Below are 26,002 nucleotides of genomic sequence, written 5' to 3'. Positions count from 1 at the left end.
GGGGTGGGGTGGCGGGGGACAATGTGAGGGAAGGTTTTGGCGGTGTCCGGGAGGGCTGCGGGAGTGTCGGGGACGGTGGGTCGGACGGGGGGAGGACCCGGTCGGTGGCGGACGGTGGGCGCGGTCTGTTTCGCGCTGCTGTTCCTGCTGGTTCCCGCCGGATTCCTCGCCGCCGTGCCGGGCGCGCTCGCGCGGGGGGACGCGTACGCCTCCGCGCCCGCCTGCGCGCCGGGCGCCCGCTCCGACTCGTGCACGACGACGGTGTCCGCGACCGTCGTGGGCACCGAGGACGAGGCCCGCGGCCGGAAGGTCGACCACTGGCTGCGGGTGACCGAGCGCGGCGGCGACGGCCGGGTGCGGCGCGTGCACATGGCCGGGGCGGAGCTGCACGACGCCGTGCGCGCCGGGGACCGGGTGTCGCTGACGTACTGGCGGGGCGAGATCCGCACCGTGCGGTTCGGCACCGCCGCCGAGGAGACCGACGCCTCGCCCGCCGACGACTGGCGGCTCCCGCTGGGCATCGGCCTGCTGGTGCTGCCCATCGGGCTCGGCGCCCTGGGGACGGTCTGGTGGTGGCGCACGCGCTACGCCACCGCGGCGCACGCCAACGCGTGGCAGCTCGGCGTGGGGGTCGTGGCCGGGGCGCTGCTCGGCTGCGCCGGGTTCGTCGCGAGCCAGGCCTGCCCGAGCGTGCCCGGCGCCCTGCTGGTCACGGCCGCCGGGGTGCCCCCGGTGGCGGCGCTGACCGGCCTGATCGCGTGGCTCACCCGGCGGAAGGAGCGGCGCGCGGTCGACACCAGCGACATCGTGCCGGTGCCGCCCGCCGGGAAGCGGTGCGTACGCGCGGCCGTGCTCGGTGACGTGCCCTACGACGTGGACGGCTTCGACCACCTGGTCGTCGGGGACGGGGTGCCCGCGGTGACGCCCGACCCCGACGGACGCGTCGCCCGCAGACCGCTGCCGCCGTCGCTCACCGTGCGGGAGGTGCGGGCGCCGCGGCCCGACGACTTCGGGGCCCTGGCGGTCGGGGGCACGTACGACACCGTCGTCATCGAGTGCCGTGACGGCGACGCGACGGTCCTCGTCGTCCTCGCCCGCGAGGACGCTCCCGTCGTCCTCGGCGCGCTCCTGGCGGCGGCGCGGGCGGCGGGCTGAGGGCCTCGCCGGTACCGTCGGAGCCATGGACACGTCCTGGTGGCTGGCCCTCGCCGCGGTGGTGGTGCTCGCCCTGGTGGTCACTGTGGTGGACGGGTGGGGGCGCGGGCACCGGCGCTCGCGCGGCACGGGGCGCGGCGCGCGCCGCGCCCCGTCGGCATCGTCGGCGGCGGTCCGGCCGCGGGCCATGGAGATCTGGTGGGCCGTGGCCGACGGGGCCGAGCGGCCCTTCCTCGTCCTGTCCGTACGCGGTGACGCGGTGCGCGTCGCGACGATCACCACCCGGTTCCACGACGAGCGGGCCGGGGTGATCCCGCTGCCGCCCGGGGCCGTCGGGGACGTCCGGGGGCGGGCCAGCTTCCTGGAGCCGGACGGGGTGCGGGAGCTGTGGGCCGGGGACTTCCGGCGCCGGGCGGGGGTGGTGGACCCGGCCCTGTGGGACCAGGTCCGCTACCTCGGGGGGTGACGAACCGGGGGCTCCGCCCCCGTACCCCCGCCTTTCGGCGCTCCGCGCCTCGTCCTCAAACGCCGGACGGGCCGGAAGTTCTCCGGTGCGGGCCGGATCTCGTCCGCAGACCGCGGACCAGCGCCAGCCCGCAGGCGAGATAGGGCCCGCAGCGGCACCATCCAAGCCCGTCCGGCGTTTGAGGACGAGGCCGGAGGCCGATCAAGCGGCGCAGGGCTTACGCCCAGAGTTGTCCCTGCACCGTTTCGATGGCCTCCTCCGTCGTCGCGGCCGTGTACAGGCCCGTCGAGAGGTACTTCCAGCCGCCGTCGGCCACGACGAAGACGATGTCCGCCTGCTCGCCGGCCTTGAGGGCCTTGCGGCCGACGCCGATGGCCGCGTGCAGGGCCGCGCCGGTGGAGACGCCCGCGAAGATGCCCTCCTGTTGGAGCAGCTCGCGCGTGCGGGTCACCGCGTCCGCCGAGCCGACCGAGAAGCGGGTGGTGAGGACCGACTCGTCGTACAGCTCGGGGACGAAGCCCTCGTCGAGGTTGCGCAGGCCGTAGACCAGGTCGTCGTAGCGCGGCTCCGCCGCGACGACCTTCACGTCGGGCTTGTGCTCGCGCAGGTAGCGGCCGGCGCCCATGAGGGTGCCGGTGGTGCCGAGCCCGGCCACGAAGTGGGTGATCGAGGGCAGGTCGGCGAGGATCTCGGGGCCGGTGGTGGCGTAGTGGGCGCCCGCGTTGTCCGGGTTGCCGTACTGGTAGAGCATCACCCAGTCGGGGTGCTCGGCGGCCAGTTCCTTGGCGACGCGCACGGCGGTGTTGGAGCCCCCCGCCGCGGGCGACGAGATGATCTCGGCGCCCCACATCGTGAGCAGGTCGCGCCGCTCCTGGGAGGTGTTCTCCGGCATCACGCACACGATGCGGTAGCCCTTGAGCCTGGCCGCCATGGCGAGGGAGATGCCGGTGTTGCCCGAGGTCGGTTCGAGGATGGTGCAGCCGGGGGTCAACCGGCCGTCCTTCTCGGCCTGTTCGACCATGTGGAGCGCGGGCCGGTCCTTGATGGAACCGGTCGGGTTGCGGTCCTCCAGCTTGGCCCAGACGCGGACCTCCGCGGACGGGGACAGGCGCGGGAGGCGGACCAGCGGCGTGTTGCCGACGGCCGCGAGCGGGGAGTCGTAACGCATGCGGCGGCCGCGGCCGTCAGACCATGCCGCCCGCGACGGCGGGCAGGATCGTGACGCTGTCGCCGTCGGTGAGCTTGGTGGAGACGCCGTCCAGGAAGCGGACGTCCTCGTCGTTCAGGTACACGTTCACGAACCGGCGCAGTCCGTTGCCCTTGTCCTTGTCGAGGAGGCGCTCCTGGATGCCCGCGTGCCGGGTCTCGAGGTCGGCGAAGAGCGCGGCGATGGTGTCGCCGTTGCCCTCGACGGCCTTCTCGCCGCCGGTGTAGGTGCGGAGGATGGTCGGGATGCGGACCTCGATGGCCATGGCGATGGGCTCCTGTCGGGAGGGTCGGTTCGGACGCGTTCCGGGGCGGGGCCCGGGGTGGTGCGGGAACTGCGAGCAGTGCGAGGACGAAGCGCGGGGTGCGGAGTACGGACGTCCAAGCGCCCGGACGGGCGGCGCCCCCGGCTCGGCGGAGCGGGGCGCGGCCGCGCCTCAGCGCCGACAGATGGCGCTGGCGAGACGGCACAGGTCGACGTGCAGCCGGCCGACGAGCAGGGCGCCCGGCGTCGTATCGATGCTCACGTCGTTCCAAACCATGGGGTCATCGTATCGATTCCCGGTCCGGGTCCCGGAATGTGATCTCGGATACCGGACGGATCTTTCTCGGTAACCGGACACGGGAGGGCCGCTCAGGGCGCGGGGACGCGCCGCGAGGGGCCCGGCAGATACGTGACGGTGGGGGCGCCGGTGGCCGGATGGACGGCCACCTCGGCGGTGACGCCGTACACCTCCGCGAGGAGTTCGCTGGTCAGGACCTCGACCGGGGGCCCGGACGCGACGACGCGGCCGCCGTCGAGTACGTACAGGCGGTCGCAGTAGTACGCGGCGAGGGTCAGGTCGTGCAGGGCGAGGAGGTTCGCCGTGCCGAGCTCCTGGACCAGGCCGAGGATCTCCAGCTGGTAGCGGATGTCCAGGTGGTTGGTGGGCTCGTCGAGCACGAGCACCGCGGGCTCCTGCACCAGGGCGCGGGCGAGCAGGGACCGTTGGCGCTCGCCGCCGGAGAGCTGGCCGAAGGGGCGGTCGGCGAGGTCCGCCGCGCCCACGCGCTCCAGGGCTTCGGCCACCAGGGCCCGGTCGGCGGCGCTGTCGGCCTCCCAGAAGCGCTTGTGCGGGGAGCGCCCCATGGCCACGACCTGGCGGACGGTGAGGTCGAAGCCCGCGTGCCCGTCCTGCGGCACGGTGGCGACGCGGCGGGCCCGCGCCTTGACCCCGGCCTCGGCCAGGTCCACGCCGTCGAGCAGGACCCGGCCCGCGGTGGCCGCGAGCGCGCCGTAGACGCAGCGCAGCAGCGTCGTCTTGCCGCTGCCGTTGGGGCCGACGAGGCCGACCGTCTCCCCCGCCTGGACGGTGAGCGAGACGCCGTCGACGAGCCGGCGGCCGGACGGGGCGTCGTACGTGAGGTCCTCGGCGCGCAGGCAGGCGCCTGCGGACGGGGTCGGCGCCTCGGCGGGCGGCCGCTGGGTGTCCGTCATGCCGTCACTCCCTCGCGCGCCCGGCCCCGGCGCAGCTGCCACAGGAAGAACGGGCCGCCGGTGAGCGCGGTGAGCACGCCCACGGGGATGTCCTGCGGCGCCGCCACCGTGCGCGCCGCGAGGTCGGCGACGACCAGGAACACCGCGCCCATCAGGGCCGCCACCGGGAGCAGCGCCCGGTGCCCGGCGCCGACCAGCATGCGGGCCGCGTGCGGCACCATCAGGCCGACGAAGCCGATGGCCCCGCTGTGCGCGACGAGGACGCCGGTGAGGAGCGAGGCGAGCACGAAGACGCCCGCGCGGAACCGGGCCGTGTCCAGGCCGAGGACGGTGGCGCCCTCCTCGCCGACGAGCAGCAGGTCGAGCGGCCGGGCGAGCGTCAGGAGCACGGCCGTGCCGAGCGCGAGCACGGTCAGGGGCACGGCGAGGGTGTCCCAGCGGGCGCTGCCGAGGCCGCCGAGCGTCCAGTACAGGACCTCCTGGAGGTGGTCGGCGCGGGCCGAGACCACCAGGATCAGGCTGGTCAGGGCGGACAGGATGTAGGAGACGGCCACGCCCGCGAGGACCAAGCGGCCGGTGGTGAAGCCGCCGCCCGGCTCGCGGGCGAGGGCGTACACCACGACCAGGGCGAGGAGCGCGCCCGCGAACGACGCCGCCGGGATCGTCACCGTGACGGCCAGGCCCGCGCCCCAGCCGAGCACGATCACACCGACCGCGCCCGCGGAGGCGCCGGAGGAGACGCCGAGCAGGAAGGGGTCGGCCAGCGGGTTGCGGACCAGGGCCTGGAGGGCGGTGCCGATGACGGCGAGGCCCGCGCCCACGGCCGCGCCGAGCAGCACCCGGGGCATGCGGACGTCCATGACGATGGTGCGGTACGGGGACGGGCCTTCGGCCCTGCCCGTGAGGATGTCGAAGACCTCGGCGGGCGGGATCCTGACCGAGCCGTACGTCAGCGCGGCGGCGCCCGCGGCCGCGAGGGCGAGCGTGAGCGCGGCCACGAGGACGGCGTAGCGGGCCCTGCCGGGGGCCCGGCCCCCGGGCCCCCGGTCTTCGCGCTGCGCGCTTGTCCTCAAACGCCGGACGGGCTGGATCACCTTCACCGGAGCTGCTCCGCCAGCTTCTCCACCGCCTTTGGTGCTCGTACGCCGAGGACCACGTCCGAGAGGGGCAGGACCGCGAAGCGCTTGTTCTTGATGGCGGGGACGTCCTTGAGGGCCGGGTCTTCGAGGAGGCGCTTCTTCTTCTGGGCCACGGTCATCGCGCCGTAGTCGTAGATGAGGACGACGTCGGGGCGGCGGTCGACCACCGTCTCCCAGGAGGCGTCGCCGAAGGCCTTGTCGAGGTCGGCCATCACGTTGCGGCCGCCCGCGCGCTCGATGATGTCGTTGCCGATGCCCTTGCCGCCCGCGGTGAAGGCGGTCTTGTCGCCGCTGTCGTAGACGAAGACCGACGGGGCCTTGGTGCCCTTGGCCTTCTTGGCGGCGCCCGCGAGCTCGGCCTCGGCGGCGCGCACCCACTTCTCGGCGCGGTCGCGGACGCCGAAGGTGGCACCGGTCTCGCGCACCTCGCGGTAGACGTCGTCCATCGTGACCGGCTTCTTGGCGCAGCCCTCGATGTTCAGGCGGGTGTGGATGCCGGACTTGGCGAGGGCCTCGCGGGAGCGGCCCTCGCCCGCGGTGAAGGCGCTCGCGTAACCGCCGTAGACGAAGTCGGGGTTGGCGGCGAGGAGCTTCTCGTACGAGGGGTACTCCTTGGCGAGCACCGGCAGGGCCTTGTAGTCCTTCTCGTAGGCGGGGAGCACCTTGTCGTCGAGGTAGGCGGTCCCGGCGATGCGGTCCTTGAGGCCCAGTTCCAGGAGGACTTCCGTGGCGTGCTGGTTCATGGGGACGGCGCGCTCGGGGGGTGCCTCGTACGTCGTCTTCACACCGCAGTTGGTGACGGTGTACGGGAATCCGGCCGCCTTGGGCTTCCCGGCCGAGCCGCCGGAGCCGGAGTCCCCGGACGACGAGCAGGCGGTGAGCGGAAGCAGGGTCGCCGCGGCGACGAGCAGCACGCGGATGCGCATGACTGTGCGGTCCTCCTCCAGGGGATTTCCGCGTCCCCTGCGTCAAGTGGGAGGAGGCGGCAGGTCAGTTCCTGACTCCCGGCACGCGCGCGTGCCGGTCACAGTGGCGGGACCGCGCCGGACTCACACCGGCTTCCTGGGGTCCTGCCGCCTCGAAGGTCGGCTTCAGTATGCCTGTACGACCTGGACGTCCTCCTCGGTGACCTCCCCGTCCACGATGCGGAACGAGCGGAACTGGAAGGGGCCCGCGTCGTCGGCGTCGGCGGTGGACACCAGGACGTAGTGGGCGCCGGGCTCGTTCGCGTACGAGATGTCCGTGCGGGAGGGGTAGGCCTCCGTGGCCGTGTGCGAGTGGTAGATGACGACGGGCTCTTCGTCGCGGTCGTCCAGGTCGCGGTACAGCTTGAGCAGATCAGCCGAGTCGAACTCGTAGAACGTGGGCGAGCGGGCCGCGTTCAGCATCGGGATGAACCGCTCGGGGCGGTCCGTGCCCGCCGGGCCCGCGACGACGCCGCACGCCTCGTCGGGGTGGTCCTTGCGCGCGTGCGCGACGATCTCGTCGTGCAGGGCCTGGGTGATGGTCAGCATGTGGGCCAGGATAAGCAGCACGGACGTGCGAAGGGGCCGCCGCGTACCAACATGTGGTACACGACGGCCCGCATCATGGACATGCGCCGCGGTTCGGCAGCGCACCTCCAGAGAGGTCAGTCCTTGGCACCAGGCACGGCGGCAGCGCCCCCGTGCTCGCGCTTCTTGAAGGCGGCCGCCTCCGGGTTGCGGCTCTTGAGCACCAGGTAGGACACGCACAGGATGGCGGCCCAGATCGGGGCGCAGTACAGCGAGATCCGGGCGTCCTTGTCGATGCCCATCATCACGATGACCATGCCGATGAAGGCGAGCGCGAACCAGCTGGTGTACGGGGCGCCCGGGGCGCGGAAGGTGGACTGCGGAACGATGCCGCGGTCGGCCTTGCGGCGGTAGTTGATCTGGGAGACCAGGATCATGATCCAGGCCCACATGCCGGAGATGGTGGCGAAGGAGACGACGTAGTTGAACGCCTCGCCCGGCCACTGGTAGTTGATCCACACGCCGACGAGCATCAGCGCGGCGGACGCGGTGGTGCCGACGAGCGGCAGGCCGTTCTTGGTGAGCTTGGTGAAGAACTTCGGGCCCTGGCCGTTGAGCGCGAGGTCGCGCAGCATGCGGCCGGTGGAGTACATGCCCGAGTTGCAGGAGGAGAGCGCGGCCGTCAGGACCACGAAGTTCACGATCGCGGCGCCGACGCCGAGGCCCATCTTCTCGAAGGCCGCGACGAACGGGGAGACACCGGGCTGGAAGGACGTCCACGGCACGACCGAGAGGATCATGATCAGGGCGCCGACGTAGAAGACGGCGATGCGCCACGGCACGGTGTTGATCGCCTTGGGCAGGGTCTTCTTCGGGTCCTTGGACTCACCCGCGGTGACGCCGACGAGCTCCACGGCCAGGAAGGCGAACATCACGATCTGGAGGGTCATCAGCGTGTTGCCGATGCCGTTGGGGAAGAAGCCGCCGTTGTCCCACAGGTGCGAGACGGACGCGGTGTCACCGGCGTCGGAGAAGCCGATGGTGAGGATGCCGGCACAGATCAGGATCATGCCGATGATGGCCGTGACCTTGACCATGGAGAACCAGAACTCCAGCTCGCCGAAGAGCTTCACGGAGATCAGGTTGGCGCCGTACAGGATGACGGTGAAGATCAGCGCGTAGGCCCATTGCGGAATGGAGTCGTGTGTCCAGTACTGCATGTACTGGGCCGCCGCCGTGACTTCGGTGATGCCGGTGACGACCCAGAAGAGCCAGTACGTCCAGCCGGTCACGAACCCGAAGAAGGGGCCGACGAACTCCCGGGCGTACTCCGAGAACGAGCCCGAGACGGGCCGGTACATCAGGAGCTCGCCGAGCGCGCGCATGATGAAGAAGATGACGAGGCCCGCGATGGCGTACGCGAGGATGAGGCTCGGACCGGCCTTGTGGATGGCCTTGCCCGCGCCGAGGAACAGGCCGGTGCCGATGGCACCGCCGATCGCGATCATCTGGATCTGCCGGGCACCTAGCCCGCGCTGATAGCCCTCGCTGTCGCCGGACGCGTCCGCGTCCGCCGCGGCACCATTGCCGCCGTGCTCTTCGACCTGCACTGAGGTCATGGTGACGCCTTTCTCCATGCTGATCCGCGCCGCGAACTGCGGTTTCGCCGCGGACCAGGTCGTGATCCCCCGAATGGTGATGGAGTGCCGCCGACGGTCTGTCGGCCCCTGGCGTGCCGTCGGGGACATGGGTGGCGTCACCGAGCGGTCGTGAACATTTATCACGACCGTCACAGTGATCGAATGAGCCGGCTATGGCACACACCACAGGAAGAAGCGGACAAAGCTCTCATTGATCCGCATATGCGGACAGTGCGGTGACCCGATCGTTATCCGGATTTGAGCGTCCGTTGAGCGAACGCCCGCGATCTTCAAGAAGACGTCACGCGGACGCCGGGAAACCGTCACCGCGTCCGACAGAAAACCTTCACACCGGCCATCGGAAGAACTTCACGCCCGGCCGGGACCCGCCTCATCCGGTCAGGGTGTCGACGAGGGTCTCCTGGAGGCCGCCCAGCCAGAGGTAGGCCATCACCATCGGCTTGCGCGGATCGGCGTCCGGAAGCCGGTAGAGGATGTCGGTGTCCTCCTCGTCGGTGACCTCCAGGCGGGTGCCGATCGCGAGCCGCAGGTCGTTGAGCGCGCCGAGCCAGCGGCGCGAGTCGTCGACGGACAGCTTCAGGACGGCGCCGCCCTCGCCCGCGACGGTCAGCGCGTCCAGGCAGCGGATCACCGCGAGCGCGTCGTCCCGCTTGCGCGCCCGCAGGTCGTTCTCGGTGAAGCGGCGGAACTCCGCGGAGTACGAGCGCAGTTCCGCGGCCCGCTCCTCGGAGGCGCCCTCGGTGCCGGGCCCGCCGTACGCGTCCGGGAGCAGCCGCTTGAGCACCGGGTCGGCGGGCGGCTCGCTCGGCCCCGGCGCGAACAGCTCGGCGAAGAGGTCGCCGTCGGCGCCCGCGGGCTCGTCACCGGGGCCGATCAGCTCAAGGAGCTGCACGGCGAGGGAGCGGATGATGGAGATCTCGACCTCGTCGAGCGCGACGGCCGCGCCGCCCCCCGGGATCGGTTCGAAGTGTCCTGGCATCGGTCGCGTCGCTACTTCCGGTCCTGCTGGAGGGTCGCCCACAGTCCGTACCCGTGCATCGCCTGCACGTCGCGCTCCATCTCCTCGCGGGTTCCCGCGGAGACGACGGCGCGGCCCTTGTGGTGGACGTCGAGCATGAGCTTGGTCGCCTTGTCCTTGGAGTACCCGAAGTACGTCTGGAAGACATACGTCACGTAGCTCATGAGATTCACCGGGTCGTTGTGCACCAGGGTGATCCAGGGGACGTCGGGTTCGGGGACCGCGAAGGTCTCTTCGTCCGCGTCCGGGCGGGTGATCTCTGCAGGAGCCGCGCTACTCACTTGTCCCATGCTGCCATCCGCCGGGTCCCATCGCACAAACGGACCCCCGAAATCGTCAGAGTGACGAGATGAGGGGTAGCATCCGTCATATGAACTCTGGGGAGCATGAGCTGGGGCTGCCGGTCGACGTGCCGTCGACCGCGCTCTTCACGGATCACTACGAGTTGACGATGTTGCAGGGCACCCTCAAGTCCGGCGCCGCGCACCGCCGCTCGGTCTTCGAGGTGTTCACCCGCCGTCTGCCGGAGGGCCGTCGTTACGGGGTGGTCGCCGGGACCGGCCGGGTCCTGGACGCCGTGGAGAACTTCCGCTTCGACGCGGACGTCCTCGCCTTCCTGCGCGAGCGCGGCGTCGTGGACGAGCCGACGCTCCAGTGGCTCGCCTCGTACCGCTTCAGCGGGGACGTGTGGGGCTACCCGGAGGGCGAGGTGTACTTCCCCGGCTCCCCGATCCTGCGGGTCGAGGGCAGCTTCGCGGAGTGCGTGCTCCTGGAGACCGTGATCCTGTCGATCCTCAACCACGACTCGGCCATCGCGGCGGCCGCGTCCCGGATGGCCTCCGCCGCGGGCGGGCGGCCGCTGATCGAGATGGGCGCCCGCCGCACCCACGAGCTGGCGGCCGTCGCGGCGTCCCGGGCCGCCTACGTGGGCGGCTTCACCACCACGTCGGACCTCGCGGCCGGCTTCCGCTACGGCATCCCGACCGTCGGCACCTCCGCGCACGCCTTCACCCTCGTCCACGACAGCGAGCGCGACGCCTTCCGCGCCCAGGTGGACTCGCTCGGCCGCGGCACGACCCTGCTCGTCGACACCTACGACGTCGGCGAGGCCGTCCGCATGGCCGTCGAGATCGCGGGCCCGGAGCTCGGCGCCGTCCGCATCGACTCCGGCGACCTCCTCCTGGTCGCGCACCGGGTGCGGCAGCAGCTGGACGAGCTCGGCGCCACCGACACCAGGATCGTCGTCACCTCCGACCTGGACGAGTACGCCATCGCCTCGCTCGCGGCGGCGCCCGTGGACGCGTACGGCGTGGGCACCCAGCTGGTCACCGGCTCCGGGCACCCCACCTGCTCCATGGTCTACAAGCTGGTCGCCCGCGCCCGCTCCGCCGACCCGAAGGCGCCCCTCGAACCGGTCGCGAAGAAGTCGCTCGGCGCCAAGTCGTCCCTCGGCGGACGCAAGTGGGCCGCGCGCCGCCCCGACGCCCAGGGGGTCGCCGAGGCCGAGGTCGTCGGCACCGGCCCGGTCCCGGCGGAACTGGCCGACCACCAGCTGCACGTCGAGCTCATCAAGGGCGGGGCGGTGCTCGCCCGGGAGCCCCTGGACACCGTCCGCGACCGGCACGCGGCGGCGCGGGCCTCGCTGCCCCTGTCGGCGACGCAGCTTTCGCGGGGCGAGGCCGTCATCCCCACGGAGTTCGCGTGACCGCCGCCCCCTCCCGCAACGGACGTGAAGTCTCTACGCTCGGTTCATCCAGCTAACGAAGGACACCCGCCATGCGCCGCGCCCTGATCGTCGTAGACGTACAGAACGACTTCTGCGAGGGGGGCAGCCTCGCGGTGGCGGGCGGCGCGGACGTGGCCGCGGCCATCACCGACCTCATCGGCCAGAGCCCCGCCTGCTACCGCCACGTCGTGGCCACCCGTGACCACCACATCGCCCCGGGCGGCCACTTCTCCGCCGAGCCCGACTACGTCGACTCCTGGCCGCCGCACTGCGTGGCCGGGACCGAGGGCGTCGGCTTCCACCCGAACTTCGCGCCCGCCGTGGCCTCCGGGGCCGTCGACGCCGTCTTCTCCAAGGGGGAGCGCTCGGCGGCGTACTCCGGCTTCGAGGGGGCCGACGAGAACGGGACGCCGCTGGCTCAGTGGCTGCGGGAGCGGCAGGTGCGGGAGGTGGACGTGGTGGGGATCGCCACGGACCACTGCGTCCGGGCCACCGCGCTCGATGCCGCGCGGGAGGGCTTCCGGACCCATGTCCTGCTGGACCTGACAGCGGGCGTGGCCGAGGCCACCACGGACCGGGCCCTGGAGGAGCTACGCGCCGCAGGCGTCGAGCTGACGGGCAAGCCGGTGGTGTAGCCCTGGGGGCTCCGCCCCCAGACCCCCGCTCCTCAAACGCCGGAGAGGCTGGAAGATCCAGCCCGTCCGGCGTTTGAGGACGAGGCGCGGAGCGCCGATGAACGGGGGTACGGGGGCGGAGCCCCCGGAGCGGGAAGGGGCGGGTCTGGGGCGCGCCCGCGAGGGCTCAGGCCGCCGCCCGTCGCAGTAGGGCCCTGATCGGGTGCCACAGTTCCTGGGTGTCCCGGGTGGGGGCCGTGCGCCATATGAGGCCGTCGGGGTGGTGGAGGACCGCCGTGACCTCGTCCGGCGTGGGCGGCTCCGCGTTGCCGCGCAGGTACACCGACCGGAGCCCGAGGTTCCGGAGCCGGGTCAGGGCCCGCGCCCGGTTCACGGAGTGCACCAGGACCCGCACCCGCGCCCCCGCCGAAGGGCCGGGGCTGGGCAGGGTCAGCGCCACCACCACACTGCCGTTCGGCAGCTTGCAGAAGCCTCCTGCGGCCATGCCGTGTCACACCCCCGTGAGACGTCGCGTCAATAAGGAATCCACAGCACGCACCTAAACACGAACGGCCGCCGCCCGCTAGGGGGCGACGGCCGTCCGGTCAGATATACGCCTCTGACCTGGGGAAACGCGAAATTACCGCACGGAGGGACCCACCTGGACCGTGATCGAGGAGCCATCCTTCGGCTGCTTCACGATCTTGATCTTGGTGTTGGTGTCAGTGACCTTGACGCTGCCCGTGGGGTTCTCCGGGTACCAGTAGGTGCCCTTGTGGTCGTCGAAGGCCGAGACGCCCGCGCGCGACTTCAGCTTCAGCGCGACGTCCGCGTTGTGGAGCGTGAAGGCGTCGGTGCGGTACTTCGAGAACGGCGCGTCGTACGGCTGGATCTTGTTCCGCAGGAGCGAGCCGTCCTTCCACTTCAGCGGCTTGGCGTGCGCGTCCACCGGCAGGATCAGACCCTTGCCGTGGTGCTTGCTGACGTTGTTGTCCTTCTGGGAGGTGTCCCACTGCCAGACCAACAGGCCGGTCTGGTACGGGTAGTGCTCCACCCAGTCGGGGCGCGACGCGAAACCGAAGTTGTACGGACCGGCCTTGAGGGTCTTGTCGTACGACACGTACTGGCGGTTCTCGGCGAAGTAGTACTGGTCGTACTTCTTCGTGAAGGACTCGCCGATGCGCGAGAAGCCCTTCACCTTCCAGCCGTTGTCGCCGCTCTCGGCGCCGTCGGTGAACAGCTTGGCGCCGTCCGCGGTCAGCGTGATCTGGTCGGCGGTGAAGCCCTTGAGGGAGGTGCCGCCGTCCGTGGCGTAGCGGAAGCGGACGTCGATCTTCTTGCCCGCGTAGGCGTCGAGGGGGTAGACGAGCTTCTGGTACTTCGTCGACGAGCCGGTGAGCGCGGGCTTGTCGCCGCCGTCACGGGTGATCTGCTTGCCGTCGGCGGTGCCGTCGACGGGCGTGAAGGAGGCGCCGCCGTCCGTCGAGACCTCGGTGTAGAGGTAGTCGTAGTTCCGCTCGATGTCCCACCAGCCGTCGAGGGACAGCTCGGCCTTGGACTTGCCGGTGAGGTCGACGGACCGGGTCAGGGTGTTCTTGAGGTTGTCGTCCTGACCGCTCCACCACTGGCTCGCGCCCTCGGTGGGCTTCACGACCGTCGTGGTGACCGACTTCTTGGGCAGCGTGACGAGCAGCGCCTGCTTGTTGCGGGTGTTGTACTCGGACACGCCCAGCTTGTGCGTCGACTTCGTCGCGGCCTTCGCCTTGGCGTAGTTGAGCCAGCCCAGCTGGAACTTGTCCCAGGAGGTCATGTCGCCGGGCAGGTCGCCGATCGCGTTCTTGGCGGTGCCGAGCCAGGAGCCGGCCGACATCAGCGACCAGAAGCCGACGGAGTTCTCACCGGCAGCGCCCGGGCCCGTGGTGTCGTACAGGTCCGGCAGGCCGAGGTCGTGGCCGTACTCGTGGGCGAAGACGCCGAGGCCGCCGTTCTCCGGCTGCATCGTGTAGTCGCCGACCCAGATGCCGGACTTGCCGATCTGGGTGCCGCCCGCCTTGTTGTTCCCGGGGCCCGTCTTGCCCGCGTCGTCGCCGTAGGCGTACCAGCGGTGCGCCCAGAGGGCGTTCGTGCCCTCGGCGCCGCCGCCCGCGGACTCGTCCTCACCGGCGTGGACGATCTGGAAGTGGTCGATGTAGCCGTCGGGCTCGTTGAAGTTGCCGTCGTTGTCGAAGTCGTAGCGGTCCCACTTGTCGTACTTCGCGAGGTCCGCCTTGATCTGGGCGTCCGTGCGGCCCTTGGCCTTCTGGTCCTTCTCCCAGGCCGTCACGCCGTCGCGGACCGCGTCCCAGACGTTGGCGCAGTTGTTGTCGCCGCAGTAGTTCGAGCCGTAACGGGCCTCGTTGTAGTCGACCTTGACCCAGTCGGAGACCGTGCCGTCGACCGAGTAGCGCCCGGAGGAGGTCTTCTCGTAGTACGTCTTCAGCGAGTGCTTGGGCTTGCCCTTGCTGTCCTTGCCCTCGCCGAAGTACAGGTCCTTGAAGTGCTTGCGGTTGTAATCGGCCTGCCAGGCCGTGCTGTTGTCCTTCGCACGGTCCGGCTTGGCTATCTTGTTGTGCAGCGGGCCGGGCTCGCCGCCGTACTTCTTGACGGGCGGCTGCGGTCCGTCCGGGCCGTCCGGGTCGTACAGGGTGGTGTCGTCCACCTTGTCCCCGAACTCCACCAGGATCGTGAAGATCTTGTCGGTCTTCTCGCGGCCCAGCTCGACGTACTTCTTGTCGTCGAGCTTGACGACGTTGGAACCGCCGCGCTTCTCGACCTCGGCCTCGCCCGACACGACCTGCTCCAGGGCGGCCTTGCGCTGCTGGGCCTGCTGCTTGCTGAAGGGCCCGTCCAGGTCGTGGTCGACACCCGTCTTGGCGTCCGCCGGATCGCGGCGGTCAACGGCCTGTCCGTCCTTGGCCGAGGGCGCCTTCGCGCCGTCGTCGGCGACCGCGACTCCGTACGCCGAGAACGTCGCGGTGGCCGCGGCCACCGCCACCGCGGCGGCCGCGGCACGGAACGTCCGTCTCTTGACTCTCACTTGATGGTTTCCTCCCCCGCGCCCGCCGCGGACCGGAGGGGTCCCGGTCAAGGAGGTCCGCGCGCGGTAAGCGCGTCCTAAGTGACGACATTCGACCGGAGGGTGAAGAGAAAAGACAGACCTTGACTTGAACAGGCCAAATGCTCTATGCAGACGCGCTTGTCCACTATCCGGACGCACGCGGTCTGTGGCCGCGGCACGACCGAGCGGCATATTGCATCGTCAACCGGCGCGTGCGACCGTCCAGTTGATGGAATGCATGAATCTATGCGCCCCCCGTGCACCGGCACCGTGGGTAAGGTCACGCTTACCGCGCGGCCACGTCGGGCATGCAGGCGAATAGAGCCAGACCCTGAAGAACGGCGCCAAATCAACGGCAGGCGCGGGTGCTCGGCAAGGCATCCAAGCCGACGCCAAAAAGCCCCCTTCGATTCGTATACGTTCCGCTATGCCCCACCCACAACCCCCATAGCCCCAGGATCACCCCCGCATCCGCTGTCCCGAGGACGGATCACGCCATGTCTCGCCCCATGCCTCGTCCGACCGTCGCACAGCTCTCGTATGGTTCCGCGACCGTCATCTGTTCCACCCTCGCCATGCTCCTGCTCTCGCAGGCGACGTCACCACCAGGAATCGCAGTCATAGCCCTTGCCGCACTCGGGCTCGGACTGCTCGTCGCCTTAACGGTTCCGCTGCCGAAACCGGCGCGGGACAAGGCCACCGCCGTCACCCCGGCCCCCGCCGAGCACCAGGTCCCCGCCCAGCGCACGGTCATCGCGCCCGTGCCGACGCGGGACCGGGCCCCCGTGCGGGAACCCGCCGGTCCTTGACGGTTCCGCACGGACATACGCATACAGAACCGGCGGGTTCGTGAACTACCGCCACGAACCCGCCGGTTGACGAGCGTCCCGCGCCGCGCGGGCGCCGTTTCCGCCTGCCCGGTGACCGCCTCAGCCCGTGCTGACCACCACGGTCTTGGCCGCCTTGTCGTGCAGGCCCTGTTTGTACGGCTTGTCGAAGAAGCTCCAGCCGCCGCAGACGGCCGTCCAGACGCACGCGCAGCAGAACGCGAACGGCACCCACAGGACCGCGGCGCGGGCGAGCGCCGACTGGAGGGTGGGCGTGGCCCCGTCGTTGAGGTTCGCCACCCGCATGCCGAGCCACTTCTTCCCCAGCGTCTGGCCGGACTTGGAGATGAAGTAACTGTCGTACGCGATGTACAGCACGGCGGCGAGCAGCGACTGGCCGAACGACTTGCCCGCGTCCACCTTGTCCGGGTCCAGGTCGTACTCGTGCGTGCCGAACAGCCACGAGAGCGCCCAGACGACGATGCCGACGAGGACCATGTCGATGATGCGGGCGAGGACGCGTTTGCCGCTGTCCGCGAGCGGGGGCATGCCCGAGAGGGGATCCGGGGAGCCGTAGGGGTCGCCGCCGTAGGGCGGGGGCGGGGCGCCGCCGCCCGGGCCGCCACCTGGGCCGCCGCCCGGCGGCGGGGTGTCGTACGGCGATCCGCCGCCCGCGCCCGTCGGGGGCGGCTGCTTCCTGAACGGGTCGTTGTCGTCGGGGTCCGGGCCGGTGGGGTAGGGCGGCGGTTCGGTGCTCATGGGGTGAGTGCACCTCGAAGTGGAAGTCCCTGCATGTGATGAGCGGCTGTCCGGGTTACCCCACCAGAGTGCCGCAGCGTGATGCCGGGTGTCTGCGGGCTCGTCGTGGCTTGCCCTAGGACGACGCCACGAAGGTCTTCGCCGCCTTGTCGTGCCAGCACTGGCGCCACGGGCGGTCGAACAGGCACCACAGCAGCCCGACCACACCCACCCCCAGGATCCCCGGCACGGCGTACACGAGCCAGCGCCGCAGCGCCGCACCGAAGGAAGGCGCCCCGTGCTCCTCGATGCCCCGCACCTCGATCCCGCACAGCTTCTTGCCGAGCGTGCGGCCCCACTTGGCCGTCGGCAGCGCCTCGTACAGGACGCCGAAGAACAGCAGGACGCCGAGGACGATCCCGAGGTAGCCCGCCGTGGTGCCGTCGAGCAGCCAGACCGTGACCTTCTCGCCGGACAGCTTCGCCGCGTCGATCTTGCTGTCGATGTGGTCCGCGGCCCGGGTGCCGAGGGGCAGCGCGGCCCCCGCGGTGACCGCGGCGAGGACGACGGTGTCGATGAGCCGGGCCACGAGCCGCTTGCCGAGCGCGGCGGGCCGCGCCTCGGCCTGGGCCTGGGCGACCGCCGCGAACGGGTCGGCGGCCACCGGCTTCCACGGCACGACGGGCACGTCGCCCTGCGGCGCGGCGGCGGGCGGCTGGGCGAGCTGGTGCACCTGCTGGGCCCAGGAGGCGGAGCCCCCGCCGGACCCGGAGGTCACGACTCCCCCGCTCCCGGCGGCACCGCCCTGCTGCGGCACGGCGGGCGCGGCGGGCGCGGCAGGGGCAGCGGGCACGGCAGGCGCGGACGGCGCGGCGGACCCGGGCGCCGGCTTGGGGCGCAGGGCCCTGATCGCCATCGTGCCCTCGGCGCCGCCGTCCGCGCCGGGCGTGCCGGGGCCCGCGGGCTTCACCGGTCCGGTGGGGCGCCGGAAGGTGACCGTTCCCTCGCCGGAGGGGGGCTGCGGGGTGGCCTGCTTGACGCCGGGGGCCGGGGCCGCGTCCTCGGGCCGCGCCTGTGCGGGCACGCGGCTCGCGGTGCCCTGGGCGGCGGCGGGGGCGGCCGCGTCGGGGCGGGCCTCGGTGCCGCCCGGCAGCCTGGGGTCCCGCTGTCCGGGCGCGCCCCACGACACCCGCTGGTCCTGCTCGCCGCCGAGCCCGTTCTGCCGGGCGGCGTCCGCGCCCCAGGCCGACGAGGGCTCAGGACCCGCGTCGGGTCCCGCCTCCTCGGACTGGGCGACGCCCTCCGGCTCCTCGTCGAAGAAGACGGGCCCCGTCTCCTCGACCACCGGCGCGGGCGCGGGCACCGCGGCCGTCGCCGAGCGCGGCGGCGCGGGCAGGGGTTCGCCGTCGGACGGCGCCGGACGGCTCGTACCGGGCACCCAGGCGGCGCCGTTCCAGTACCGGACGTACCCGGGGATGGACGGATCGGGGTAGTAGCCCTCGCGGGGCCTGTCGTCGCCGGGGGCCGGGGTTGGGGCGCTCATGTCCGTCGTCCCGTATCTGCTCGGGGGTCGTGTGAGGCTCCACATCTATCAGACCGGCGCGTCCCGTCGGGTGGGTCCCGCCGCACCGCCCCCTTCCGTGCACGGTTCCTCCCCGACCTCGTACGAGGGCCGGTACGGGGGTCCCGCGCGGCCCTCGTACCGGCATCCCGCACGAGCCCGTACGAACCCCTTCGAAAGTTCTCGAAAAACTTTCCCGAAGTCGCGTAATGCGCGGCGCTCCTCGCGCTCTGACTCTCTGCGGGCCTGTTCCGGGTCCGCACGGAGAAAGCGAACAAAGGAAGGAAGCGCGAGCGATATGCACACCGTGGTGGAACGCGAGCTGGAGCTGAAACTGGTCCTCTCGCCGGAGCGCTCGATCCCCGTCCCGGCCCGGCTCAGCTACCGCACCGACGATCCGTACGCCGTCCACATCGCCTTTCACATCGGCTCCGAGAACCCGGTGAACTGGACGTTCGCCCGGGAACTGCTCGTGGAGGGGGTGTTCCGGCCGTGCGGCCACGGCGACGTGCGGGTGTGGCCGACGAAGGTCGAGGGGAAGTCCGTGGTCCTGATGGCGCTGAGCTCCCCCGACGGGGACGCGCTCCTGGAGGCCCCGGCACCCGCCGTGTCGGCCTGGCTGGAGCGCACCCTGCGGGTGGTCCCTCCGGGCTCTGAGGCCGAGCGGCTCGGCATCGACGACGGCCTCGCCGAGCTGCTCGCCCCCACCCCCGGCCGCGCCGACGAGCTGTGGCTGCGGGACCCGTGGCCCTCTGACGAGTCCAAGGACGGTGAGTGAGCGCGGGCGTCACGGGGGCGCACGGCGCGGAGGCGGGTGAGAGCGAGGGCTCTCAGAAGAGCTTGCCGGGGTTGAGGAGGTGGTGCGGGTCGAAGGCGGCCTTGACGGCGCGCTGCATCTCGACGCCGACGGGTCCGAGTTCGCGCGCCAGCCACTCCTTCTTGAGGACGCCGACGCCGTGCTCGCCGGTGATGGTGCCGCCGAGTTCCAGGCCGAGGGCCATGATCTCGTCGAAGGACTCGCGGGCGCGCCGCGACTCGTCGGGGTCGGCGGCGTCGAAGCAGACGGTGGGGTGCGTGTTGCCGTCGCCCGCGTGCGCGCACACGCCGATGGTCAGGGCGTACTTGTCGGCGATGCGCTCGACGCCGTCGAGCATGTCGCCGAGCCGGGAGCGCGGCACGCACACGTCGTCGATCATCGTGGTGCCCTTGACCGCTTCGAGGGCGGTGAGCGACAGGCGGCGCGCCTGGAGCAGGAGTTCGGACTCGGCCGCGTCCTCGGCCGGGACGACCTGGGTGGCGCCCGCGGCCTCGCACAGGGCGCCGACGGCGGCGAGGTCCGCGGTCGGGTCCGGGGTGTCGAAGGCGGCGAGGAGCAGGGCTTCCGTGGTCTCCGGCAGGCCCATGTGGGCGAGGGAGTTGACGGCCCGGATCGTGGTGCGGTCCATCAGCTCCAGGAGCGAGGGCACGTGTCCCCCCTCCATGATCTTGCAGACGGCGTCGCAGGCCGCGGCCGCCGAGGCGAACTCGGCCGCCAGGACGAGCTGTTGAGGCGGCTGCGGCTTGAGCGCGAGGATCGCGCGGACGACGACGCCGAGGCTGCCCTCGGAGCCGACGAACAGGCGCGTCAGGTCGTATCCGGCGACGCCCTTGGCGGTGCGGCGGCCGGTGCGCAGGAGGCGGCCGTCGGCGAGGACGACGTCGAGGCCGAGGACGTACTCGGCCGTCACGCCGTACTTCACGCAGCACAGGCCGCCCGACGCGGTGCCGATGTTCCCGCCGATGGTGCACGTCTCCCAGCTGGAGGGATCGGGCGGGTAGGCGAGGCCGTGTGCGGCGACCGCGCGCGAGAGCGCGGCGTTGACGACGCCGGGCTCGACGACGGCGACGCGGTCGACGGGGTTGATCTCCAGGATGCGGTCCATCTTCACGAGCGAGAGCACGACGCAGCCGTCGGTGGCGTTGGCCCCGCCCGACAGGCCGGTGCGGGCGCCCTGCGGCACGACGGGCACGCGCAGCTCGGTGGCCGTGCGCAGGACGTGCTGGACCTGCTCGACGGTGCGGGGCAGGACGACCGCGGCCGGGCTGCCCGCCGCGCAGAAGCTCGCCATGTCGTGCGCGTACGAGGACGTGACGTCCGGGTCGGTGAGGACCGCGTCGGCGGGGAGGCCCGCCCGGAGGGCTTCGATGAGGGCGCTGCTCATGATCACAGCCTCGCACTCGGGGCCATCGGTGTGAACCCGTGTGCGACGCCCTTCGCGTGCCGCGACGCGATCTTCGTATTGACGCACAGTGAGCGCCATGGAGACGGAGAAGCGCAGCGCGTCCGAGGACCCGGCCGACGGCCCCGCCGAGACCCCGGCCGACGGCGCCGCAGGGGCGCCCGCCCTGGGGCCCGCCGCTTCCGTGGCCCGGCTGCTCGACGGGCTCGCCGAGGAGCGGCGGCCGCGCCGCCGCGGCCTGCGCTGGGCCCTCGCCGCGTCCGTGGCGGGCGCCGTCGTGCTCGGCGGCGTGCTCGTGCTCCTGCCGCGGTCGGGCGAGCGGGCGGCGCCGCCCGCGCCCGGTCCTGCCGGGCGGGCCCTGGCCGCCGCGGGCACCGGCGTCCCGGCGTCGCTGCCCGATCTGGCCGCGCTCATCGGCGAGCGCGAGGCCCATCTGCGGGCGCACCCCGGCGACGACCAGTCGTGGGCGGTGCTCGGTTCGGCGTACGTCGAACGGGGCGCGCGCACCGGCGACTTCATGTCCTACCCGAAGGCCGAGCACGCGCTGCGCACGTCCCTGAAGGCGCGGCCCGAGGGGAACGTGGCCGCCCTCGCCGGCCTCGCGGCGCTCGCCAACGCGCGGCACGACTACCGGGCGGCGCGGACGTGGGGCGAGCGGGCGGCGCGGCTCGCGCCGAAGCGGTGGACGACGTATCCGGTGCTCATCGACGCCTACCGGGGCCTCGGTGACGCCAAGGGCGTGACCCGCTCCCTGGAGACGCTCCAGAAGCTGAAGTCCGGCGCCGCCGTCAGGGCGCTCGCCGGGACGGTCTACCGCGACCGCGGCTGGCGCGAGAACGCGGCGGCCGCGCTCGCCGACGCCGCGGCCCTCGCCGAGGGTCCCGCCGAGCGGGCCGCGGGGCTGCACCGGGTCGGGGAGCTGTCCTGGGAGCGGGGCGAGCCCGCGCAGGCGCTGCGCTACGTCGAGGCGGCGCTCGCGGCGGAGCCCGGGCACCATCCCTCGCTCGCGGCGAAGGGGCGCGCCCTCGCCGCGCTCGGCCGCACGTCGGAGGCGCTGCAGGCCTACCGGAGCGCGCTCGCCAAGTGGCCCGAGCCGCAGTACGCCCTGGAGCTGGGCGAGTTGTACGAGTCCTTGAAGCTGGTGCCGGCCGCGCGGGCGCAGTACGACCTGCTGCGGGCGCGGGTCAGGGACGCCGGGCGCGGGGGTGTGAGCGACGAGCGGGTGCTCGGGCTCTTCGAGGCCGACCACGGGGACGCGGAGGCCGCGGTGCGGCGGCTCCGGGCGGAGTTCGCGCGGCACGGGAGTCCGGAGAACGCGGACGCGCTGGGGTGGGCGCTGCACCGGGCCGGGGACCCGGCGGCCGGGCTCACGTTCGCGGAGCGGGCGATGAAGAAGGGGCCGCGCAGCGCGGTGTTCGCCTATCACCGGGGGGAGATCGAGCGGGAGCTCGGCCGTTACGGGGCCGCGCGGCGGCATCTGTCGGAGGCGCTGCGGGTGAACCCGTACTTCTCGCCGCTGGGCGCCGCGGCGGCGCGCGACGCCCTCCAGGCCCTGGGCGACCCGCCCGAGGGCGGCCCCGCCGAGGTCTACGCCCCGCCGGGGGCCCCGGTGCCGAAGCTCCCCGCCCCGGCCCGGGCCCCACGCTGAGCGGCACCCAGGGGCTGTGCCCACCCGTCCCGCCCTGCGGGACGATTGCCCACAGCGGCGGACGGGTGGTTACGAGCGAAGGCCCGGTCAGAGGTTGCCGCGCTTCTCCTGCTCGCGCTCGATCGCTTCGAACAGGGCCTTGAAGTTGCCCTTGCCGAAGCCCATCGAGCCGTGGCGCTCGATCATCTCGAAGAAGACCGTCGGCCGGTCCTGAACCGGCTTGGTGAAGATCTGGAGCAGATAGCCGTCCTCGTCGCGGTCGACGAGGATCTTCAGCTCGCGCAGGGTCTCGACGGGAACCCGCGTCTCCCCGGCCCACTCCCCAAGCGTGTCGTAGTAGGAGTCGGGGGTGTCGAGGAACTGCACGCCCGCCGCGCGCATGGTCCGCACGGTGGCGACGATGTCGTTCGTGGCGAGCGCGATGTGCTGGACGCCCGCGCCGCCGTAGAACTCCAGGTACTCGTCGATCTGGGACTTCTTCTTGGCGATGGCGGGCTCGTTGATCGGGAACTTCACCTTCAGGGTCCCGTCGGCCACCACCTTCGACATCAGCGCCGAGTACTCGGTCGCGATGTCGTCGCCCACGAACTCCTTCATGTTCGTGAAGCCCATGACCTTGTTGTAGAAGCCGACCCACTCGTTCATCTTGCCGAGCTCGACGTTGCCCACACAGTGGTCGATGGCCTGGAAGGTCCGCTTGGCGGGCGGCTCGACGATCGGCGACGCGGTCACGAAGCCGGGCAGGTAGGGCCCGGAGTAGCCGGAGCGCTCGACCAGGGTGTGCCGGGTCTTGCCGTAGGTGGCGATGGCCGCGAGGACGACCGTGCCGTTCTCGTCCTTGACCTCGTACGGCTCGTCGATGCCGCGCGCCCCGTGCTCGACGGCGTACGCGTACGCGGCGCGCGCGTCCGGCACCTCGATGGCGAGGTCGACGACGCCGTCACCGTGCGCGGCGACGTGCTCGGCCAGGAAGGTGCCGCGCTCGGTGGAGGGCTTGATGACGGACGTGAAGACGAACCGCGCGCCGCCGTTCTCCAGCACGTAGCTGGCGGTCTCGCGGCTGCCGTTCTCCGGTCCGGAGTAGGCCACGAGCTTCATGCCGAACGCCGTGGAGTAGTAGTGCGCGGCCTGCTTGGCGTTGCCCACGGCGAAGACGACCGCGTCCATTCCCTTGACCGGGAAGGGGTCGGCCTCGCGCGCGGTTTCGGGCGTGGTGTGTGTGGTCTGAGTCATACTCCGAGGCTCCCGCCGAACCGCAAGATGCGCAATAGTTCGCGTATTCACTGGGCAATACGCATAGCCAGGACCCTGAAGCGCCGGGCGTTCTGTACATCATGACTACTTCGGAGGCGGCATGGCGATCGATCATCTGGACGGCAGGCTCATCGTGCTGCTCGCGCGGGAGCCGCGGATCGGCGTCCTGGAGGCGTCCCGCAGGCTCGGCGTCGCACGCGGCACGGTGCAGGCCCGCATGGACCGGCTTCAGTCGAACGGAGTCATCCGCGGCTTCGGCCCCGACGTGGACCCCGCGGCGCTCGGCTACCCGGTCACGGCGTTCGCGACCCTGGAGATCAAACAGGGCCAGGGCGCCGACGTGCGGGCGCATTTGGCGGGTGTGGCGGAGGTCCTCGAACTGCACACCATCACCGGGCACGGCGACATGCTGTGCCGTCTGGTGGCCCGCTCGAACGCGGATCTCCAACGTGTGATCGACCGGGTGGTGGGTTTTGATGGCATCGTCCGGGCCTCCACGGCGATCGTCATGGAGAACCCCGTTCCGCTGCGGATCATCCCGCTGGTGGAGCAGGCGTCCGGCGGCTGACGGCACGGTCGACGTGGGTAGGGAGTAGGACGTTCCACCCGTACGACGCACGCGGGCGCGGGGAGACTCCCCGCGCCGTCTGGCGCACCCCGCGAGGTGAGCGGCACGGTGAACTTCTGGGACTACCTCGGCAACCGTCACCAGCAGTTGCTGATGGACGCGTACCAGCACGCCAGCGCCGTCTTCCAGTGCATGGTGGTGGCCACGGTCATCGGCGTGCTGATCGGCGTGGTGACGTACCGCAGCGAGTGGGCGGGCAACCTCGCCACGACCGCGACCTCCACGATCCTGACGATCCCTTCGCTCGCCATGATCGGTCTGCTGATCCCGGTCGTGGGCCTCGGCGTCGCGCCGACGGTGACGGCCCTGACGCTGTACGGCCTCCTTCCGATCGTGCGCAACTCCATCGTGGGCCTGCGGGGCGTCGACCCCACCCTGGTGGACGCGGCCAAGGGCATCGGGATGTCCCGCCTGCACCGGCTCGTGCGCATCGAGCTGCCGCTGGCGTGGCCGCCGATCCTGACCGGCATCCGGGTCTCCACCCAGATGCTGATGGGCATCGCCGCGATCGCCGCCTACGCCTCCGGGCCCGGGCTCGGCAACGAGATCTTCCGCGGCATCGCCTCGCTCGGCAGCAAGAACGCGCTCAACCAAGTGCTCGCGGGCACGCTCGGGATCATCGTCCTGGCGCTGCTCTTCGACGCCGCGTACGTCCTGATCGGCCGTCTGACGATTCCGAGGGGGATCCGTGTCTGAGACTCCGGAGAGGCCCGCACCGTCGCCCGCGCCCGACGCGGCGGGCGCGACCACCGACCAGGCGGGCTCCACCGCGACCTCGCCCGCGCCGCCGGGCGCCCCCGGTCCCGCCACCACCACCGGCGCGACGATCGAGCTGGAGAGCCTCACCAAGCGCTACCCGGGCAGCTCCGAACCGGCCGTGGACAGCGTGAACATGGAGATCAAGGCGGGCGAGATCGTGATCTTCGTCGGCCCCTCGGGCTGCGGCAAGTCCACCACGCTGAAGATGATCAACCGCCTGATCGAGCCGACCAGCGGCCGCATCCGCATCAACGGCGAGGACGTCACCGACATCGACCCGGTGAAGCTGCGCCGCAAGGTCGGCTACGCCATCCAGTCCTCCGGCCTCTTCCCGCACATGACGGTCGCCCAGAACATCGCGCTCGTGCCGAGGATGGTCGGCTGGGGCAAGGCCCGGATCAAGGAGCGGGTGGAGGAGATGCTGGACCTGGTCGGGCTCGACCCGGCCGAGTTCCACGGCCGCTATCCGCGCCAGCTCTCCGGCGGCCAGCAGCAACGCGTGGGCGTGGCCCGGGCGCTCGCGGCCGATCCGCCCGTGCTCCTGATGGACGAGCCGTTCGGCGCGGTCGACCCGATCACCCGCGACCACCTCCAGGACGAGCTGATCCGGCTCCAGCACGAGCTGCACAAGACGATCGTCTTCGTCACGCACGACTTCGACGAGGCGATCAAGCTGGGCGATCGCATCGCGGTGCTCCGCGAGCGCTCGCACATCGCGCAGTTCGACACCCCGGAGGCGATCCTCACCAACCCGGCCGACGACTTCGTGTCGGGCTTCGTCGGCGCAGGGGCGGCCCTGAAGCGGCTGAACCTGACGCGCGTACGGGACGTGGAGATGGCCGACGTGCCGACGGTGACGATCGACGACCCGCTCCAGGACATCTTCGACAAGCTGCGCGCGAGCGGCACCAACGAACTGCTCCTGCTCGACAAGCGCGGCCGCCCCTACAAGTGGCTCAGGCGCGGCGACCTGATGCGCGCCAAGGGCTCCCTGGCCCGCGCGGGCACCCTCGTGCACGACACGGTGACCCGGGACGCCACGCTCCGCGACGCCCTGGAGGCCGTGCTCACCGACAACGCGGGCCGGGTCGCCGTGACCGGGCGGCGCGGCGAGTACACGGGCGTCGTCGACATGGAGACGCTGATGAACTCCGTGCACGAGATGCTGGAGGCCGACCGCCTCGACGCCCTGGAGCACCAGCACGAACTGGAGGAGCAGCGCGCCCAGTTGACCCACAAGGAGCAGGAAGGCGACGGCGGCGGGGAGGCGAAGGCGTGAGCCCGCCGCCCGGGAACGAGCCGCGCGTCCCCGAACG

General features: G+C 71.8%; 26 protein-coding genes and 1 riboswitch. Of the genes, 10 read left to right on the top strand and 16 right to left on the bottom strand.

Annotated features, from left to right (window positions below):
- Positions 1-114 precede the first annotated feature (114 nt).
- Together IG74_RS0123620 and IG74_RS0123615 are read left to right on the top strand one after the other, a co-directional pair.
- Positions 115-1,155 carry a hypothetical protein gene (locus tag IG74_RS0123620; protein WP_030680829.1) on the top strand — a complete coding sequence of 347 codons (1,041 nt, stop codon included), beginning with the start codon at positions 115-117 and terminating at the stop codon, positions 1,153-1,155.
- A gap of 25 nt (positions 1,156-1,180) precedes the next feature.
- The gene (locus tag IG74_RS0123615) at positions 1,181-1,621 is read left to right on the top strand and encodes a hypothetical protein (RefSeq protein WP_030680826.1); all 441 of its coding nucleotides are present in this window, start codon (positions 1,181-1,183) and stop codon (positions 1,619-1,621) included.
- A gap of 217 nt (positions 1,622-1,838) precedes the next feature.
- On the opposite strand, the gene IG74_RS0123610 is transcribed toward IG74_RS0123615, so the two are convergent.
- The 10 genes from IG74_RS0123610 to clpS all read right to left on the bottom strand — a co-directional run bounded on the left by IG74_RS0123610 (position 1,839) and on the right by clpS (position 9,905).
- A complete protein-coding gene (locus IG74_RS0123610) occupies positions 1,839-2,789 on the bottom strand; it encodes a PLP-dependent cysteine synthase family protein (RefSeq protein ID WP_030680822.1) in 951 nt (316 codons plus the stop codon).
- A gap of 16 nt (positions 2,790-2,805) precedes the next feature.
- Positions 2,806-3,093: a MoaD/ThiS family protein gene (locus IG74_RS0123605; RefSeq protein WP_030680820.1), complete on the bottom strand. Its 288-nt coding sequence runs from the start codon at positions 3,091-3,093 to the stop codon at positions 2,806-2,808.
- Between the two features lie 171 nt (positions 3,094-3,264).
- A complete protein-coding gene (locus IG74_RS54430) occupies positions 3,265-3,369 on the bottom strand; it encodes a putative leader peptide (protein ID WP_324607509.1) in 105 nt (34 codons plus the stop codon).
- Positions 3,370-3,461: 92 nt separating this feature from the next.
- Positions 3,462-4,304 (bottom strand): ABC transporter ATP-binding protein, encoded by an 843-nt coding sequence (locus tag IG74_RS0123595; RefSeq protein WP_051855197.1) that lies wholly within the window; start codon positions 4,302-4,304, stop codon positions 3,462-3,464.
- On the bottom strand, positions 4,301-5,302 hold the full coding sequence (locus IG74_RS0123590) for a FecCD family ABC transporter permease (protein WP_037825948.1): 1,002 nt from the start codon (positions 5,300-5,302) through the stop codon (positions 4,301-4,303). Before IG74_RS0123590 ends, IG74_RS0123595 begins: the two co-directional genes overlap by 4 nt.
- Before the next feature lie 98 nt (positions 5,303-5,400).
- Entirely contained in the window at positions 5,401-6,369 is a 969-nt protein-coding gene (locus tag IG74_RS0123585) for an ABC transporter substrate-binding protein (RefSeq protein ID WP_030680812.1), read from the bottom strand.
- A 65-nt stretch (positions 6,370-6,434) separates the two neighbouring features.
- A riboswitch (cobalamin riboswitch) is annotated at positions 6,435-6,508 on the bottom strand.
- Between the two features lie 26 nt (positions 6,509-6,534).
- Entirely contained in the window at positions 6,535-6,957 is a 423-nt protein-coding gene (locus IG74_RS0123580; protein ID WP_030680810.1) for a Mov34/MPN/PAD-1 family protein, read from the bottom strand.
- A gap of 116 nt (positions 6,958-7,073) precedes the next feature.
- The gene (locus IG74_RS0123575; RefSeq protein ID WP_051855195.1) at positions 7,074-8,555 is read right to left on the bottom strand and encodes an amino acid permease; all 1,482 of its coding nucleotides are present in this window, start codon (positions 8,553-8,555) and stop codon (positions 7,074-7,076) included.
- Positions 8,556-8,967: 412 nt separating this feature from the next.
- The gene (locus IG74_RS0123565) at positions 8,968-9,576 is read right to left on the bottom strand and encodes a DUF2017 domain-containing protein (RefSeq protein ID WP_030680804.1); all 609 of its coding nucleotides are present in this window, start codon (positions 9,574-9,576) and stop codon (positions 8,968-8,970) included.
- Positions 9,577-9,587: 11 nt separating this feature from the next.
- Entirely contained in the window at positions 9,588-9,905 is a 318-nt protein-coding gene (gene clpS / locus IG74_RS0123560) for an ATP-dependent Clp protease adapter ClpS (RefSeq protein ID WP_030680803.1), read from the bottom strand.
- An 80-nt stretch (positions 9,906-9,985) separates the two neighbouring features.
- Here clpS and IG74_RS0123555 point away from each other — a divergent pair, with 80 nt between their 5' ends.
- Together IG74_RS0123555 and IG74_RS0123550 are read left to right on the top strand one after the other, a co-directional pair.
- Positions 9,986-11,320 (top strand): nicotinate phosphoribosyltransferase, encoded by a 1,335-nt coding sequence (locus tag IG74_RS0123555; protein WP_030680801.1) that lies wholly within the window; start codon positions 9,986-9,988, stop codon positions 11,318-11,320.
- A gap of 71 nt (positions 11,321-11,391) precedes the next feature.
- Positions 11,392-11,976 (top strand): isochorismatase family protein, encoded by a 585-nt coding sequence (locus tag IG74_RS0123550; protein ID WP_030680800.1) that lies wholly within the window; start codon positions 11,392-11,394, stop codon positions 11,974-11,976.
- Positions 11,977-12,142: 166 nt separating this feature from the next.
- Here the strand turns inward: IG74_RS0123550 and IG74_RS0123545 are convergent, their stop codons facing one another.
- Positions 12,143-12,460, bottom strand: a complete 318-nt coding sequence (locus IG74_RS0123545) for a hypothetical protein (RefSeq protein ID WP_030680798.1) — start codon at positions 12,458-12,460, stop codon at positions 12,143-12,145.
- Between the two features lie 135 nt (positions 12,461-12,595).
- Complete coding sequence (locus IG74_RS0123540; RefSeq protein ID WP_030680797.1) at positions 12,596-15,031, bottom strand: immune inhibitor A domain-containing protein; 2,436 nt, start codon at positions 15,029-15,031, stop codon at positions 12,596-12,598.
- Between the two features lie 530 nt (positions 15,032-15,561).
- Between IG74_RS0123540 and IG74_RS49600 the strand changes: the two genes are divergently transcribed.
- Positions 15,562-15,861, top strand: coding sequence for a hypothetical protein (locus IG74_RS49600; protein ID WP_078868990.1), 300 nt, complete (start codon positions 15,562-15,564; stop codon positions 15,859-15,861).
- A 120-nt stretch (positions 15,862-15,981) separates the two neighbouring features.
- Here IG74_RS49600 and IG74_RS0123535 read toward each other — a convergent pair whose 3' ends face one another.
- Entirely contained in the window at positions 15,982-16,638 is a 657-nt protein-coding gene (locus IG74_RS0123535; RefSeq protein ID WP_030680794.1) for an RDD family protein, read from the bottom strand.
- Between the two features lie 115 nt (positions 16,639-16,753).
- Positions 16,754-18,160: an RDD family protein gene (locus tag IG74_RS0123530; RefSeq protein WP_030680792.1), complete on the bottom strand. Its 1,407-nt coding sequence runs from the start codon at positions 18,158-18,160 to the stop codon at positions 16,754-16,756.
- Positions 18,161-18,476: 316 nt separating this feature from the next.
- Here IG74_RS0123530 and IG74_RS0123525 point away from each other — a divergent pair, with 316 nt between their 5' ends.
- On the top strand, positions 18,477-18,956 hold the full coding sequence (locus tag IG74_RS0123525) for an SsgA family sporulation/cell division regulator (RefSeq protein ID WP_030680789.1): 480 nt from the start codon (positions 18,477-18,479) through the stop codon (positions 18,954-18,956).
- 52 nt (positions 18,957-19,008) lie between these two features.
- Here IG74_RS0123525 and IG74_RS0123520 read toward each other — a convergent pair whose 3' ends face one another.
- Complete coding sequence (locus tag IG74_RS0123520; protein ID WP_051855206.1) at positions 19,009-20,379, bottom strand: FAD-binding oxidoreductase; 1,371 nt, start codon at positions 20,377-20,379, stop codon at positions 19,009-19,011.
- 97 nt (positions 20,380-20,476) lie between these two features.
- Here IG74_RS0123520 and IG74_RS0123515 point away from each other — a divergent pair, with 97 nt between their 5' ends.
- Positions 20,477-22,045, top strand: coding sequence for a tetratricopeptide repeat protein (locus IG74_RS0123515; RefSeq protein WP_078868987.1), 1,569 nt, complete (start codon positions 20,477-20,479; stop codon positions 22,043-22,045).
- Between the two features lie 87 nt (positions 22,046-22,132).
- Here IG74_RS0123515 and hppD read toward each other — a convergent pair whose 3' ends face one another.
- Entirely contained in the window at positions 22,133-23,278 is a 1,146-nt protein-coding gene (gene hppD / locus IG74_RS0123510) for a 4-hydroxyphenylpyruvate dioxygenase (protein WP_030680779.1), read from the bottom strand.
- 121 nt (positions 23,279-23,399) lie between these two features.
- Between hppD and IG74_RS0123505 the strand changes: the two genes are divergently transcribed.
- From IG74_RS0123505 to IG74_RS0123495, 3 genes are all read left to right on the top strand, one after another.
- Positions 23,400-23,867: an Lrp/AsnC family transcriptional regulator gene (locus IG74_RS0123505; RefSeq protein WP_030680775.1), complete on the top strand. Its 468-nt coding sequence runs from the start codon at positions 23,400-23,402 to the stop codon at positions 23,865-23,867.
- Positions 23,868-23,975: 108 nt separating this feature from the next.
- On the top strand, positions 23,976-24,623 hold the full coding sequence (locus IG74_RS0123500) for an ABC transporter permease (RefSeq protein WP_030680772.1): 648 nt from the start codon (positions 23,976-23,978) through the stop codon (positions 24,621-24,623).
- Complete coding sequence (locus tag IG74_RS0123495) at positions 24,616-25,965, top strand: betaine/proline/choline family ABC transporter ATP-binding protein (RefSeq protein ID WP_078868986.1); 1,350 nt, start codon at positions 24,616-24,618, stop codon at positions 25,963-25,965. The genes IG74_RS0123500 and IG74_RS0123495 overlap by 8 nt, the downstream gene beginning before the upstream one ends.
- Positions 25,966-26,002: the final 37 nt, after the last annotated feature.

The sequence above is a fragment of the Streptomyces sp. NRRL B-1347 genome (genome assembly GCF_000720325.1).
Classification (GTDB): Bacteria; Actinomycetota; Actinomycetes; order Streptomycetales; family Streptomycetaceae; genus Streptomyces.
This window is presented reverse-complemented; position numbering and strand designations above follow the sequence as displayed.

Coding starts and splice junctions, on each gene's coding strand:
- IG74_RS0123615 (WP_030680826.1), top strand. CDS start 1,181: ATGGACACGTCCTGGTGGCTGGCCCTCGCCGCGGTGGTGGTGCTCGCC.
- IG74_RS0123610 (WP_030680822.1), bottom strand. CDS start 2,789: ATGCGTTACGACTCCCCGCTCGCGGCCGTCGGCAACACGCCGCTGGTC.
- IG74_RS0123605 (WP_030680820.1), bottom strand. CDS start 3,093: ATGGCCATCGAGGTCCGCATCCCGACCATCCTCCGCACCTACACCGGC.
- IG74_RS54430 (WP_324607509.1), bottom strand. CDS start 3,369: ATGGTTTGGAACGACGTGAGCATCGATACGACGCCGGGCGCCCTGCTC.
- IG74_RS0123595 (WP_051855197.1), bottom strand. CDS start 4,304: ATGACGGACACCCAGCGGCCGCCCGCCGAGGCGCCGACCCCGTCCGCA.
- IG74_RS0123585 (WP_030680812.1), bottom strand. CDS start 6,369: ATGCGCATCCGCGTGCTGCTCGTCGCCGCGGCGACCCTGCTTCCGCTC.
- IG74_RS0123580 (WP_030680810.1), bottom strand. CDS start 6,957: ATGCTGACCATCACCCAGGCCCTGCACGACGAGATCGTCGCGCACGCG.
- IG74_RS0123575 (WP_051855195.1), bottom strand. CDS start 8,555: ATGACCTCAGTGCAGGTCGAAGAGCACGGCGGCAATGGTGCCGCGGCG.
- IG74_RS0123565 (WP_030680804.1), bottom strand. CDS start 9,576: ATGCCAGGACACTTCGAACCGATCCCGGGGGGCGGCGCGGCCGTCGCG.
- clpS (WP_030680803.1), bottom strand. CDS start 9,905: ATGGGACAAGTGAGTAGCGCGGCTCCTGCAGAGATCACCCGCCCGGAC.
- IG74_RS0123555 (WP_030680801.1), top strand. CDS start 9,986: ATGAACTCTGGGGAGCATGAGCTGGGGCTGCCGGTCGACGTGCCGTCG.
- IG74_RS0123550 (WP_030680800.1), top strand. CDS start 11,392: ATGCGCCGCGCCCTGATCGTCGTAGACGTACAGAACGACTTCTGCGAG.
- IG74_RS0123545 (WP_030680798.1), bottom strand. CDS start 12,460: ATGGCCGCAGGAGGCTTCTGCAAGCTGCCGAACGGCAGTGTGGTGGTG.
- IG74_RS49600 (WP_078868990.1), top strand. CDS start 15,562: ATGCCTCGTCCGACCGTCGCACAGCTCTCGTATGGTTCCGCGACCGTC.
- IG74_RS0123535 (WP_030680794.1), bottom strand. CDS start 16,638: ATGAGCACCGAACCGCCGCCCTACCCCACCGGCCCGGACCCCGACGAC.
- IG74_RS0123530 (WP_030680792.1), bottom strand. CDS start 18,160: ATGAGCGCCCCAACCCCGGCCCCCGGCGACGACAGGCCCCGCGAGGGC.
- IG74_RS0123525 (WP_030680789.1), top strand. CDS start 18,477: ATGCACACCGTGGTGGAACGCGAGCTGGAGCTGAAACTGGTCCTCTCG.
- IG74_RS0123520 (WP_051855206.1), bottom strand. CDS start 20,379: ATGAGCAGCGCCCTCATCGAAGCCCTCCGGGCGGGCCTCCCCGCCGAC.
- IG74_RS0123515 (WP_078868987.1), top strand. CDS start 20,477: ATGGAGACGGAGAAGCGCAGCGCGTCCGAGGACCCGGCCGACGGCCCC.
- hppD (WP_030680779.1), bottom strand. CDS start 23,278: ATGACTCAGACCACACACACCACGCCCGAAACCGCGCGCGAGGCCGAC.
- IG74_RS0123505 (WP_030680775.1), top strand. CDS start 23,400: ATGGCGATCGATCATCTGGACGGCAGGCTCATCGTGCTGCTCGCGCGG.